10 protein-coding genes are annotated in these 13148 nt (G+C 63.9%); 3 read left to right on the top strand and 7 right to left on the bottom strand.

Going from position 1 to position 13148, the window contains the following annotated elements:
* Positions 1 to 50: 50 nt before the first annotated feature.
* From K6I40_RS12535 to K6I40_RS12525, 3 genes are all read right to left on the bottom strand, one after another.
* Entirely contained in the window at positions 51 to 2636 is a 2586-nt protein-coding gene (locus tag K6I40_RS12535; RefSeq protein WP_222919381.1) for a heavy metal translocating P-type ATPase, read from the bottom strand.
* 96 nt (positions 2637 to 2732) lie between these two features.
* Entirely contained in the window at positions 2733 to 3479 is a 747-nt protein-coding gene (locus tag K6I40_RS12530) for a helix-turn-helix domain-containing protein (protein ID WP_222919379.1), read from the bottom strand.
* A 536-nt stretch (positions 3480 to 4015) separates the two neighbouring features.
* The gene (locus K6I40_RS12525; RefSeq protein WP_222919371.1) at positions 4016 to 5161 is read right to left on the bottom strand and encodes an acyl-CoA dehydrogenase family protein; all 1146 of its coding nucleotides are present in this window, start codon (positions 5159 to 5161) and stop codon (positions 4016 to 4018) included.
* A gap of 115 nt (positions 5162 to 5276) precedes the next feature.
* On the opposite strand from K6I40_RS12525, the gene K6I40_RS12520 reads away from it, so the two are divergent.
* Together K6I40_RS12520 and K6I40_RS12515 are read left to right on the top strand one after the other, a co-directional pair.
* Complete coding sequence (locus K6I40_RS12520; RefSeq protein WP_222919369.1) at positions 5277 to 7250, top strand: 3-hydroxyacyl-CoA dehydrogenase/enoyl-CoA hydratase family protein; 1974 nt, start codon at positions 5277 to 5279, stop codon at positions 7248 to 7250.
* Positions 7251 to 7618: 368 nt separating this feature from the next.
* On the top strand, positions 7619 to 8191 hold the full coding sequence (locus K6I40_RS12515; RefSeq protein ID WP_222919365.1) for a HalX domain-containing protein: 573 nt from the start codon (positions 7619 to 7621) through the stop codon (positions 8189 to 8191).
* Here K6I40_RS12515 and K6I40_RS12510 read toward each other — a convergent pair.
* The 4 genes from K6I40_RS12510 to K6I40_RS12495 all read right to left on the bottom strand — a co-directional run bounded on the left by K6I40_RS12510 (position 8176) and on the right by K6I40_RS12495 (position 12518).
* Entirely contained in the window at positions 8176 to 10149 is a 1974-nt protein-coding gene (locus tag K6I40_RS12510) for a PAS domain S-box protein (RefSeq protein WP_222919362.1), read from the bottom strand. The two genes, K6I40_RS12515 and K6I40_RS12510, sit on opposite strands and share 16 nt — an antisense overlap.
* 196 nt (positions 10150 to 10345) lie before the next feature.
* Positions 10346 to 11497: an acyl-CoA dehydrogenase gene (locus K6I40_RS12505; RefSeq protein WP_222919359.1), complete on the bottom strand. Its 1152-nt coding sequence runs from the start codon at positions 11495 to 11497 to the stop codon at positions 10346 to 10348.
* Between the two features lie 80 nt (positions 11498 to 11577).
* A complete protein-coding gene (locus K6I40_RS12500; protein WP_222920359.1) occupies positions 11578 to 11973 on the bottom strand; it encodes a hypothetical protein in 396 nt (131 codons plus the stop codon).
* A 170-nt stretch (positions 11974 to 12143) separates the two neighbouring features.
* Complete coding sequence (locus K6I40_RS12495; RefSeq protein ID WP_222919356.1) at positions 12144 to 12518, bottom strand: cupin domain-containing protein; 375 nt, start codon at positions 12516 to 12518, stop codon at positions 12144 to 12146.
* A gap of 143 nt (positions 12519 to 12661) precedes the next feature.
* Here K6I40_RS12495 and K6I40_RS12490 point away from each other — a divergent pair, with 143 nt between their 5' ends.
* Complete coding sequence (locus tag K6I40_RS12490) at positions 12662 to 13084, top strand: hypothetical protein (RefSeq protein WP_222919353.1); 423 nt, start codon at positions 12662 to 12664, stop codon at positions 13082 to 13084.
* Positions 13085 to 13148 lie beyond the last annotated feature (64 nt).

Here is a 13148-nt window from a genome sequence, read left to right as displayed (position 1 = left end):
CCTGTGTCCCAAAAATGGTGCCGATCCGAGCCCACCGTTCGAGAAACCGGTTACTCGTCGTCGCCGCGTCCTGCAAGGTCTTCGGGGATCTTGGGTTCGACGTTTGCGAGCCGCATCGCGTTACTCGTCACGCCGAGGCTCATTCCCATGTCACCGATAACGACCGCGTGGATCACCGACACGAAACCGAACGGTGCCCCGGCGGCGAGGACCATTTTTACGGCCAGACTCGCCCAGATGTTCTGCCGGATGACGCCGTTGGCCGTGTTCGAGAGCTGATAGAGGTACGGGAGCCGCGTGAGATCGTCACCCATCAGCGCGACATCGGCCGTCTCGAGCGCCGTATCAGTTCCCGCTGCGCCCATGGCGATGCCGACGCTCGCAGTCGCAAGCGCGGGCGCGTCGTTGATGCCGTCACCGATCATGGCGACGTGGCCGTCCCTGTCGTCATCCTCGTTGCCGTCACGCTCTCCCTCGAGTCGGTGGATCCAGTCGAGTTTCTCGTCGGGGAGCAACTCGGCGTGGAACTCGTCGATCCCAACCTGCTCGGCGATCGCGCGGGCGGTCCCCTCGTTGTCGCCGGTGAGCATCACGACGCGGACACCCTGCGCTTGCAGCCGTGAGACGGCCCACATCGCTTCGGGCCGGACTCGATCAGCGACGCCGATGACGCCCAGCGGGCCGTCCTCGGTGCCGACGACCACGACCGTCTTGCCCTCAGCCTCGAGGCGCGGGACGACATCGCGCAGCACGTCGACACAGTTATCGCGCTCGCAGTCGGGGCGATCGTTGGCATCCGCCGCTGTCGATTCGGTCTCGAGGAGTTCCCCGCCGTCGGTCGTCGCATGGACGTGCTCGAGGTCCGCCAGCCCCTCGAAGAGTCCTGGTTTGCCGACGTAGTGGGTCTCCCCGTCGATGTCGACGCGGACACCCTTCCCAGTAAGCGCATCGAAACTCGAGACATCGGGGTCATCCGCGTCCAGACCCCGTTCCTCGGCGTACTCTACGATCGATCGACCGATTGGATGTTCGCTTCGGCGCTCGGCCGCGCTCGCTCGTCGGAGTACGTCCGCTTCGTCGGCCCCCTCGAGCGGGACCACGTCGGTCACCGAGAGATCGCCCGTCGTGAGCGTCCCGGTCTTGTCGACCGCAAGGGTGTCGCTCTCGGCGACCGCCTCGAGGTGACGGCCGCCTTTGATGAGCACGCCGTTTCGCGCGGCGCTGGTGATCCCTGAGACGACGCTGACGGGCGTCGAGATGACGAACGCGCATGGGCAGGCGATAACCAGCAGGGTCAGCCCACGCAGGAACCACGTGTTCCACGACGCCCCCGCGAGCAGCGGCGGACCGGCGGCGACCGCGACCGCGAGCGCGACGACGATCGGCGTGTAGACGCTCGCGAAGCGGTCAACGAATTGCTCGCGTTTGGTTTGCTCGCGCTCGGCATCCTCGACCATGCGGACGATCCGGGCGATCGTTGAGTCCGCGGCCGTCTGCTCGACGTCGACCTCGAGATAGCCCGATTCGGCGATGGTGCCAGCGAAGACCTCGTCGCCCTCAGCCTTATCCGCGGGGACGCTCTCGCCGGTGATCGGCGACTGATCGACCGCGCTCTCGCCCTCGCGGACGGTCCCATCCGCGGGAATCTTCTCACCCGGGCGGACCACGACGACATCGCCGATCGCCAGCTCTTCGGCCGGAATCGTCTCCGTGGTGCCATCCTCGCGTTTGACGGTCGCGGTGTCCGGCGAGAGGTCCATCAGTTCCCGCAGGGAGTCCCGCGCCCGATCCATCGAGAACTGCTCGAGCAATTCGGCGATGCTGAAGAGGACGGCGAGAGTCGCCCCTTCGAAGGGGTGGTGAGCCGCGACGGCGGCGACGATGCCGACGCTCATCAGGAAGTCGATATCGAGGCTCCGATTGCGCGCGGAGTAGTAGCCGTTCCGGAAAATAGGCGCGCCGGCGGCGGCCGCAGTGATGATGAACAGCAGCGCCGAGAGGTCGTAGCTCCGACCGAGGACCGAAAAGAGGGTCAGGTCCGCTCCGGTGAAGACGAACTCGAGGGCCATACCGGCGGCCACGACGATGGCTCCAGCACCTGTAATGGCGGCCCGTCGGCTCTTCCAGATGGGGTCGTCGTCACCGATTGAGCCGCTCCCGTCGCTTATCGGGGTCGCGTCGTAGCCCGCGGAGCCGATCGCCGCGGTGACGGTCTCGGGATCGGTCTCCTCCTCGAGGACGACGGTCACGCGGCCTGATGTGGGTCGGGTCTCGATCGCACTGACGCCGTCGACGCCTTCGAGTGCGTTCTCGACTTTGTTCGCACACGAGGCACAGTCCATGTCCGGGACCGAGACCGTCAGTTCGGCGTCCGAACCCGCGATCTTGTAGCCGGCGGCGCGGACCCGCTCGCGGATTTCCGCGTCGCTTGTCCGCGTCGGGTCGTACTTGACGACGAGTCGGCCACTCGTCACGCGCGCGTCGAGTTCGTCGATCCCCTTGAGGCGCTCGACGCTGTTGGTCACTTTGCCCGCACAAGAGGGACAATCCATCTCGGGGACACGGAGTTCGAGGGTCCGACTCAAGTCCGTATCCGCGTCCTCGTCCGGTGGTGTCGGTGGTGTCGATTCGCTCATTACCTGCCTATACTCACCCGGCACCCATACGAGTTGTTTGGCGTGCGCCAAGCCGAGTCCTGTCGCACGACTACTCGACCGCAGTTCCGGCCGCGCTCAGTGACCGGCCGCGAGTGTCTCGAGCGAGTCGTCTGCCGCCATGAACGCCGTCGCGAGACTCGCTTCGGCCCGGCGGAGTCGGTAGGAGAGGGTCGATCGCGGCACGTCCAGTTCATCCGCGAGTTCGGAGAGATCGATCCGCCGTGGGGTCTCGTAGTAGCCGCGTTCGACGGCAGCCCGCAGTGCATCCCGTTGCTCGGCCGGGAGCGTGTCATCCGACTCGAGTCGCTCGCGGTCCGGATCGAGATCGGTCAGCCGCAACATCTCCATGCCGGCACACTCGCCGACTTCGTCCCCCAGCGCGTCGAAGAAGTCGTGAATCGGCGCGTCGCTCCCGAGGACGATCCGCCAGCGGTAGCGCCGCCCCTCGCGGTAGGTCTCGAACAGCAGTCCCTCGCCGAGATACTCGAGGGCGAGGTGAGGAACCGACGTACAGACGTCCGTCCGGTTCCAATAGGTGTAGACGACGAGTTCGTCGTCGGAGCGGTCGAGGACCTGCGTCTCGCAGTCGGCCCCGCAATCGTCTCGAACAAGACAGTCAGCACAGAACGACGGCTCGCGGTAGGCCTCCTCGAGCGCGTCGATCCCGGCCGCTGACCCGGTCGCGTGATCGACCCGCCAGAGGCTCTCGGGCGTGACGTGACACGACAGCGACCGCACCGTCGTGTCCGGATGGGACTCGAGCGCATCCGCGACCGGGTTCGTGCCGGGATCGTACTCGAGGGCGAAGACGAACTCTCTCATCGCGCTGAAATAGGGACCGACGCGACAAAGGGTTTCCCGACACTCGGCGCGCCCTGCCAGTTGCGCAGGTCGTCCCGGACGACGGCGGCTTTTATCGTCGTGGAGCGGTATCTATCACCGAATGGACGCTCACGCTGCCGGTCAGCAACCGACTGGAACAACGCCGAGGATCACGGTCCACTGAAACAGGACCCGTAGATCGGTTGGCCGGGAACGCGGTTCGCCGCACTCACGGCGAACCGCGTGACCCGGGGAGGGCAGGCAGTTCACCGAAACCCACCGCGAGCGAGGCCGCAGGCCGAGCGAGCGGGCCGACGACTGACTCGGAGCGAGGATACGAGTAGAGAGGAAGGAGAAGTACTTTTCATCGAAGCGAAGCGGGATCGAAGATCCCGCGAGGTCGTCGGGCGGCAGCGCCGCCCGACTGCAAGCGATTCCTCCGGAATCGCCCAGTCCAAAGAACGCTCCTGTAGAACGTTCTTTTGAGGATTTTGCCGAGGGCCGGCGAAGCCGGCCCGCAGAGCAAAAGTTCGGTTCTAGTCCTCGAGGAGTTCTCGGGCAATCACGTTCTTCTGAATCTCGGTGGTGCCCTCGTAGATCTGGGTGATCTTCGAGTCGCGGTAGAACCGCTCGACGGGGAAGTCGTTGACGTAGCCGGCACCGCCATGGATCTGGACGGCCTCGTTGGCAACGTCGACGGCGACGCGGGAGGCGTACTCCTTAGCCATCGAGGCGAGTTTCGTGATGTCGTTGCCCTGATCGACGTTCCAGGCAGCCTTGTAGGTCAGGTTGCGCGCGGCCTCGGTCTCGGTGGCCATCTCCGAGAGCTTGTGCTGGATGGCCTGGAACTCCGAGATGGACTGGCTGAACTGCTCGCGGTCCTCGGCGTAATCGAGGGCGGCCTCGAGTGCGCCCTTGGCGATACCGAGTCCCTGTGCAGCGACGCCGGTTCGAGTGGCGTCGAAGAACTGCATCTGCTGGAGGAACGCGGCGTCCTCGTCGCCGACGAGGTTTTCCTTGGGGACGCGGACGTCGTCGAGGATGAGTTCGGCAGTGTCGGAAGCTCGGATGCCGAGCTTGCCGGTGATCTTGTCGGAACTGAAGCCGTCGCGGTCGGACTCGACGATAATCTGGCTGAAGCCGCCGTAGCGACTGTCGGCGTCGGGGTCGGTCTTACAGAGGACGACGAAGAAGTCGCCGACGGTACCGTTGGTGATCCACATCTTGTTGCCGTTGATTACCCACTCGTCACCGTCCTTCTCGGCGCGCGTCGAGACCGAGGAGACGTCCGAGCCGGTATCCGGCTCCGAAATCGCAGCGCCGGAGATTTTATCGCCCAGCGCGACGGGCTCTAAGTAGCGCTCCTTCTGGTCTTCGGTCCCGAACTCGCGGATGGCCTCAGTCCCGAACGAACAGGCCATGATCGAGAGCGCGATGCCGGGATCGTGCGAGAACAGTTCCTCGGCGATGATGGCCGACTCGAGCGTCGAGTAGCCGGCACCGCCGTACTCGATAGGAATCGAGGAGCCGACCAGGCCCATCTCGGCGGCCTCGTCGACGATTTCGTGGGGGAACTTCTCCTCGGTGTCGTACTCCTCGGCGTTGGGAACGATCTCGTTCTCGGCGAACCGGCGGACTTCGTCGCGGATCTGCTCCTGTTCGTCACTGAGTCCGAATTCCATGGACAATCGATACTATCCGAGTGATAAAGAGCTTTGTAACCGGGAGTAAACAGAAATATAGTTTCTACTAAAGGAGAGGGAAACGTTGAAACGGGTCCGAATGGGATTCTGGTCCATGGACCTAGAGGATATCAACACCATCACAGTTCTGGGTGCGGGCAACATGGGTCACGGTATCGCAGAGGTCGCCGCGATGGCGGGCTACGACGTGAACATGCGCGATATCAAAGAGGAGTTCGTCCAGAACGGCTACGAGCAGATCGAGTGGTCGCTGGGCAAACTCGCCGAGAACGATCAGCTCACCGAGGCAGAGGCCGACGCCGCCCTCGAGCGAGTGACGCCGCTGGTCGACATGGCGGAGGCCGTTGCCGACACCGATTTCGTCATCGAGGCGGTCCCCGAACAGATGGAAATCAAAAAGGACGTCTATACCGAACTCGAGGAGGCCGCGCCCGACCGCGCAATCTTCGCGACGAATACCTCGAGCCTCTCGATCACGGATCTCGCCGAGTTCACCGAGCGGCCCGAGCAGTTCTGCGGGATGCACTTCTTTAATCCGCCGGTGCGGATGCAGCTCGTGGAAGTGATTTCGGGTGCCGAGAGCGCCGAGGAGACCCTCGAGGTGACGGCGGAACTCGCCGAGGATCTCGGCAAGACGCCGGTGAGAGTCCACAAGGACTCGCCCGGCTTCATCGTCAACCGCATCCTCGTGCCCCTGATGAACGAGGCCGCGTGGCTCGTCAGCAATGACGAGGCAACCATCGCCGAGGTCGACTCGACGACAAAGTACGACATGGGCCTACCGATGGGCAGCTTCGAACTCGGCGATCAGGTCGGTAACGACGTCAGTTATCACGTCCTCGAGTACATGCACGAGGTGCTGGGCGAAGCCTACGAGCCGGCTCCGCTCCTGGCTGAGAAGGTCGAAAACGAGGAGTTCGGTAAGAAGACGGGCAAGGGCTTCTACGATTACGAGGACGGCGAGGGCGTCCAGATCCCGACCGATCAGCAGTCGGATTTCGTCACGGAACGACTCCTCGCGACGATGGCGAACGAGGCCGCGAAGCTGATCGGCGGCGACGTCGCCCCGCCGGAGTCGATCGACGAGGCCGTCCAGCTCGGGGCCGGCTTTCCCGACGGCCCCGTCAAGCTGGTCGACGACTATGGCCTCGAGACGCTCCACGAGACGCTCACGGAGGCCTACGAGGAGACCGGCCACGAGCGGTACGCGCCCGCGGAATACCTCGCGGAGCGAGCCGAGGCGGGCGGTTTCTACGAGGCAGAGGAGGACGCGGACGCGACAGACTTCGGGACGATCCGCATCGAGTACCCCGGCGATATGGTCGGCCATATCGTCCTCGACCGGCCACACCGGATGAACACGATCAGTGACGAGCTGCTTGAGGAACTGTCCGCAGCGATCGAGCACCTGGAGGCCGACGACGAGGTTCGCACGCTCCTCGTCACCGGCGAGGGCGAGAAGGCGTTCTCCGCGGGGGCGGACGTCCAGAGCATGGCCGGCGACGGTGCCGACCCGATCGAGGGACAGGAACTCTCGCGACTGGGACAGTCAACGTTCGGTGAACTCGAGGCCTGTGATATGCCCGTCGTCGCGGGGATCGACGGCTTCTGTCTCGGCGGCGGAATGGAACTCGCCACCTGTGCCGACCTGCGCGTGGCGAGCGAGCGCTCCGAGTTCGGCCAGCCCGAACTCGATCTCGGACTCATTCCCGGCTGGGGCGGCACCCAGCGGCTCAAGCACATCGTCGGCGAGGGCCGTGCGAAGGAGATTATCCTCACCGCCGAGCGCTACGACGCCGAGACGATGGCCGACTACGGCTTCGTCAACGAACTCGTCGACAACGACGAACTCGAGGACCGCGCGCTCGAGTTGGCGACCGATCTCGCCGGCGGCCCGCCGATCGCTCAGAAGTTCACCAAGCGCGCGATGCTCGCCGGTCGCGACGACACGGAGGCCGGCCTCGAGTACGAGGCCTCCGCTTTCGGCCACCTGATGGCGACCGACGATCTAATGGAGGGCATTATGGCCTTCATGGGTGACGAAGAACCGGAGTTCGAAGGGAAGTGAGGCGACCGTCGAACGACGAGCGGAGCGAGTCTTTCGGAACAGAGCCGGAGTTCGAAGGGACGTAATCGTCTCGACTGGGCAGGGGAGTCTGACGGTCGGAGCCAACTAATTGCGTTCGGATTCGATCCGGTCCGTCGAAACGTCTCCACTTGCCTTCGTCGGTCGCGCGATCCGGCTACTCTTCGCCGCGAGATAATTGCAGTAACCTGATATCCCTCGCGATCAAATTCGATATGTAACCGAATTGCTGACTGTGTTTGAACGATTTACATTCATGAAATATGATATTTGGTCGCGAGATTTATCACCCAGAGGTACCATTGGTGACGCGTGGCTGCAATCGATGAAGAGAATGGAGGGGTTACCCAATGAGTGACGGGCCCGAGGTGCTCGTCGTCGACGACGAAGCTCGACTCGCGGACCTGTTCGCCGCGTGGCTACAGGATGGGTGGGCCGTCGAGACGGCGTACGACGGAGAGGAAGCACTCGAGAGCATGGCAGACTCCGTCGAGGTCGTTCTGCTAGACCGACGGATGCCGGGACTCTCCGGTGATGAAGTGCTCGAGCGAATCCGCGAGCAGGGATACGATACGCGGGTCGTCATGGTGACGGCGGTCGATCCCGACTTCGATATCATCGAGATGGGCTTCGACGACTACCTGGTCAAACCGGTCTCGAAGGACGAACTCGTCGAGATGGTCGAGGACGTCGCCGACCGGTCGGACTACGAATCCGACATTCAGGAGTACTATGCGCTCGTCTCGAAGAAGGCATTACTGGAGTCGGAGAAGGCCGATCGGGAACTCGCGGACAACGAGGAGTACCAGGAGCTCCACGACCGGGTTGCGGAGCTCGAGCAGCGAGTCAATGAGACGGTTTCCGGCATGTCCTCCCACGACGACTTCGTCGGCGCGTTCCAGGACCTTCAGTCCGAGAACTGAGCGCCGATTTCGAACTCGAAGCGTGCCCCTCCGGTATCGCTCTCCGTCGCAACGACCGACCACCCGTGTCCGGTAGCGACTTCTCTGACAATCCAGAGGCCGATTCCTAACCCTTCCGTGGAGGTGGACGCGGACGGATCGAAGATTTCGTCTCGGAGTTCCGCAGGGAGCCCCTCGCCGTCGTCCTCGATGAAGAACCCCTGCGTCTCGTCAGTTCGCTCGTCGCTCTCGAGAGGCCTGACGCGAACGGTCTCGGTCGTCTCGCCGTGTTCGATACTATTGCGGAAACAGTTCTCGAGGAGTCGCAAGAGTCGCGAGCGGTCGGCCGCGAGCGTCATCGTCTCCGTGACCGACAGCGTCGTCTCCGCCGTCGAGACGTGATCCCACGCCTCGCGAGCGATCGATTCGAGGTCGACGGGATCGGTGTCGGCCGCCCATTCTCCCTCGCGGGCGATGGCCAATACGTCCTCGATGATCGACTCCATCCGGTCGAGTCCGTTGCGAGTCTTCTCGGCGTAGGTGGGGTCGCCGGTCTCCTCGAGCAGCTCGAGATAGCCCTGTGCGACGCCGAGCGGGTTCCGGAGGTCGTGGCTGACGATTCGTGTGAAGGCGTCGAGTCGCTCGTTGCGTTCGTGGAGTTTCCGTTCCTGGCGTTTCCGTTCGGTGACGTCCCGAAGCACCCCGACGGAGCCGCGGAACTCCCCGTCGGGGACGAGGATGGCGATTTGGGCCTCGCAGGAAATCGTCTCTCCGGCCTTCGTCTCGACCGTCAGTTCGAGCGTGTCGGTACTCCCGCCGCTTTTGAGGAGCGATCGGATGATCGCCTCGCCGGCCTCGACGTCCTCGTGATCGAACAGGATCGACGCGTGCTCGCCGAGCAGTCCCTCACGGCTGTAGCCGGTCATCTCGAGGATCGCGTCGTTGACGGTCATGATGTGGCCCGCGTTGTCCAGCACGTACATTCCGTCACCGGCCGTCTCGACGAGTCGCTCATACCGGTGGAGCGTTCGTTCCTGTTGTTCGAGTCGGCCGCGGATCGCGATCGTCTCGAGGACGTGGGACGCAGCCTCGGTGACCGCCTGAACCGCCTCCCGTTCGTGCTCGGAGAGCGGGTCCGTCGCGTAGATGACGGCGACGCCGTACATGTCACCGTGTGCGGCGAGCGGGACGGCGGCGACCGACTGAACGCCCTGCTCGACTGCGCGATCTCCGAACGGGACGGCAGCACCGTCCGTCTCGTCATATTGCCGGATCTGGAGGGTTCGGGTGCGGATGACGCGTTCGAGCAGCGGCTGGTCGCCGGTGCCGATATCGAACGGTCGCTGGAGCGGCCACTCCAGGGCCTCGGGATCGGACAGCCACGGAATGATCGCTCGTTCGCCGCGGTCGTACTCGCCGATCCAGACGAACGCGAACCGATCGCCGTCCATCAGTTCCTCACGGAGCACCCGTTCGACGGTCAGCGGCGACGTAGCGTCGACCAGTCGGCTCCGGACCCGACTCACGAGTCGCTCGAGGTCGTCGGGAAGCTCTCGATCCGCCGCGACGGTCCCATCGGCCGTGGCGCTACCGTCGGCGTCGTCCTCGATTTCGGTCGGCATTTCGGCACCCGTCCCGGCCGCGATGCCCTCAGTGATCGTGTTCGCCAGTTGCGTCGTCGAATCGGCGTCGGCCGCTCGAGTGTTGACCCGTGTCAGCACGGCACCGGTATCGCCGTCAGTTTCCTGGTAGACGAACGTCGGCGTCGCTGCGTCGACGGTGTCAACGAGCGCCGCGGCGTTCGCGATCGTTCTCGCATCGATGACGACCGCGTCGATCGACTCGTGGTTGAGTCGGTCGACCGCATCGACGAATCGTTGCGCAATGATGACATCGACGGGTGCGTCCGTCAGCGACAGTGTGATCGACGCTCGCGTCGAGCGATCGCTGCTCACACAGAGTACGCGTGGCCGGCTCATATCAATGGAATGCTGGCTGGAAACATCTCTGACACGACGATAGCGGGTTCGTCAGGACACATGATTCCGAACGGGATTGTTCTTTCGACCAATCAGTCCGCGGCGCGGGCTCCCGGAGACGGGAATGGGGCGATTCCCTGGAGAAGAGGGGAGGGACTCGAACTGTAATCGGCAGAGTTATCGGCTAGTCCGCCACTCAGGGTGCCTGACCGTAAATCAGGTTGCGCTGAATTTCGTTCGCCCCCTCGTAGATGACCGGAATCCGTGCGTCGCGGTAGACGCGAGCGATCCGACGCTCGTCGAGAATCGAGCGGCCGCCGTGGAACTGCATCCCCTGCTCGGCGACGTCGACCGCCGTTTCCGTCGCCTTCGTCTTCGCCATCGCGGCCCAGTAGCCGGCGTTGTCCTCGGTCGCGACCTTCTCGCGGGCGCGCCAGACGAGCGTCCGGGCGCTCTCGAACTCGACCAGCATGTCCGCGAGGCCGTGCTGGACGGACTGGAAGTCGCTGATCGTCCGCCCGAACTCCTCGCGGTCGTGGGTAAACTCCCAGGCTTCCTCGATGGCGGCCGCGGCGATGCCGAGGCCGTGGCCGGCGACGGCGACGCGACCGTGATTGAAGAAGTCCGCGAGCAGCATGAAGCCGTCACCCTCCGAGCCGATCAGGTTCTCCTCTGGGATTCGGCAGTCGTCGAACTCGATGTGGGCCTGCTTCGAGGCGCGCATCGCCATCTTCTCGGGGATGTGCTCGGCCTCGTAGCCGTCGGTATCCGTCGGGACGATGAACATCGAGTGGTTACCGTAGCGACTGTCATCGTCATCACCGGTACGCGCGTAGAGCGTAATCCAGTCCGCCTCGACGCCGTTGCCGATCCAGTACTTCTCGCCGTTAATGACGTACTCGTCGCCCTCCTTCTCGGCCGTGGTCTGCATCCCCGCGAGGTCGCTGCCCGTGTCGGGTTCGGAGACTGCGAGCCCGGAGCGCTGCTCGCCCTCTGCGACCGGCTGAACGTACTCCTCACACTGTTCGTCCGTCCCGTGCTCGTAGGTAATCTCACAGCCGAAACTCGCCAACTGCAGCGTCAGCGCGATCCCCGCGTCGGCCCGGTAGAACTCCTCCGTGAGCGCGAGCAACTGCGCCAGATCGAGTCCCCGACCGCCCCACTCCTCCGGGATGTCCTGTGCGACGAGATCGGCTTTCCGGCCTGCCTCGAGGATCTCCTCGGGATACTCGCCCGATTGGAAGTACTCCTGTGCGTTGGGTCGGATGTGTTCCTGTGCGAACTCGCGGGCCTCAGCCTTGACGTCGCGTGCGTGCTCCGGGACGATGCTTTCGTCGAGTAGTTCCATACCCACATGATGCTCCCGTAGTGGAAATAATCGGGGGCAAATAGTGCAACCCGTAGCTGGGATATCGCGGCGACCACCCGCTACCGAATCATTTGGACGAGATCGTCCGTCGAAACCGCCACGTCCGCGTGCTGCTCGAGCAGGTAGATATCCCAGACGAGATCAGCCAGCAGGTGCGCATAGAGGACGGCTCCGGTCACGATCGCAAGGGGGACGCTGACGGCGGCGATCACTGGAACGACGATGCCGCCGATCACCACGTGGCTCAACAGCCGCGAGAGGACGCCGACGTCGCCGGGTTCGAAAATCTCTGACTGATCGGCGACCGCTGCACGCGGATTCGACAGACAGAATCGGACAGCGTCCCAGCGCCCGGTCTTGAACCGGGCGATGAGAAAGTGATCGAGATCGATAAAGACGCCGACGGCGGTACCGTAAGCGATGACGACTGCAGCCGGAATGGTGTCACCGAACAGGGAAACCGGTGGCAATAGAGCGGTTAGAACCCCAGCGACGACGAGCGACACGACCGCGTGGTGTTTCGAGTAAATCGAGAGTCACCTACCACCGACGACCACGCGGGCTACTAAATCGTCCCGCCGAATGTCGGTTGGTGGTCCGCAACCGGCCCGATGGCGACTCGAGACTAGCCGGCGAAGCCGGAGAGCGACCACTCGTCGTCGCCGTCTTCGTCCGCGATACTCGGCGCGCTCACGAGGACGAACGCGCTCTCGTGGTCGCCGTTGCGGATCTGGCGCGTCGATTCGGGCGGGATCCACAGCGCGTCACCGGTCTCCATTGCGATCGGTTCGTCGTCGACGACGACCATCGCCGTTCCCTCGATGAGGACGTACACCTCCTCGTGGTCGTTGTCGGTGTGATCGTGAGGCTTGCTGTTCCAGCCGGGGTCGCAACGGGCCACCGTAACCCCCACCTGCTCGGTCTCGAGGGGATCGCTGAGAACATGCATCGCGCTCGAGACCTGCTCGACATCCTCGTAGTTGACCTTTCGGTATGTCATATTGCCTCATTCACGAGGGCAACAGTAAAACTATACTATCGACACCACTTCGTCGGCGATTCACCGTGACTAACTGTTGCTCTCGGTGACATGCTCACGACCGAGTCGGGACATCTTAGTGAGTCGCCGTTCGACCGAATACCGTGTCCCATTCAGTCCGGGCCGCTCGGCGTCGAATTCAGGCCGAACACGTGTCGATCGTCGACGGGATCGACGCCTGCGCCGACGCGATCGCCGACCCCTGGGATACCTCCCGAACGACCGACGGCGACGCGGTCGCCGACGGACTCAACCGGGCCCTCGAGGAGGCGGAGATCCTTCAACTCCTGCCGAACGTGCTTGCCGACGTGGTCGAGGCGACCGGCCACGAGCTCCAGGCCCGCCCCGTCCCAGGGCCGCCCTACGTCGTCGTGACGAGTTGCGGCCCCGTGCTTCGCGCGACGATCGAGCCGGGACGGCTCGTCGTCCGATTCGACGCGTTCGACATCGTTCGCAACGCCGATCCCGATCGGAAACCGACGTACCGCCGGCTCGACGGGATCGAACTCAAGGTGTCCCTCGAGTAGGCACCTCGAGCGGGCGCACACTCGCCGTCGAGACGCGATCGCTATCGTTCCTCTCGACACTGGT

This window comes from Natrinema sp. SYSU A 869, from assembly GCF_019879105.1.
Taxonomy (GTDB): domain Archaea; phylum Halobacteriota; class Halobacteria; order Halobacteriales; family Natrialbaceae; genus Natrinema.
This window is presented reverse-complemented; position numbering and strand designations above follow the sequence as displayed.

Excerpts from the sequence above, each read along its gene's own strand:
- K6I40_RS12535 (WP_222919381.1), bottom strand. The coding sequence starts at position 2,636 with ATGAGCGAATCGACACCACCGACACCACCGGACGAGGACGCGGATACG.
- K6I40_RS12530 (WP_222919379.1), bottom strand. The coding sequence starts at position 3,479 with ATGAGAGAGTTCGTCTTCGCCCTCGAGTACGATCCCGGCACGAACCCG.
- K6I40_RS12525 (WP_222919371.1), bottom strand. The coding sequence starts at position 5,161 with ATGGAATTCGGACTCAGTGACGAACAGGAGCAGATCCGCGACGAAGTC.
- K6I40_RS12520 (WP_222919369.1), top strand. The coding sequence starts at position 5,277 with ATGGACCTAGAGGATATCAACACCATCACAGTTCTGGGTGCGGGCAAC.
- K6I40_RS12515 (WP_222919365.1), top strand. The coding sequence starts at position 7,619 with ATGAGTGACGGGCCCGAGGTGCTCGTCGTCGACGACGAAGCTCGACTC.
- K6I40_RS12510 (WP_222919362.1), bottom strand. The coding sequence starts at position 10,149 with ATGAGCCGGCCACGCGTACTCTGTGTGAGCAGCGATCGCTCGACGCGA.
- K6I40_RS12505 (WP_222919359.1), bottom strand. The coding sequence starts at position 11,497 with ATGGAACTACTCGACGAAAGCATCGTCCCGGAGCACGCACGCGACGTC.
- K6I40_RS12495 (WP_222919356.1), bottom strand. The coding sequence starts at position 12,518 with ATGACATACCGAAAGGTCAACTACGAGGATGTCGAGCAGGTCTCGAGC.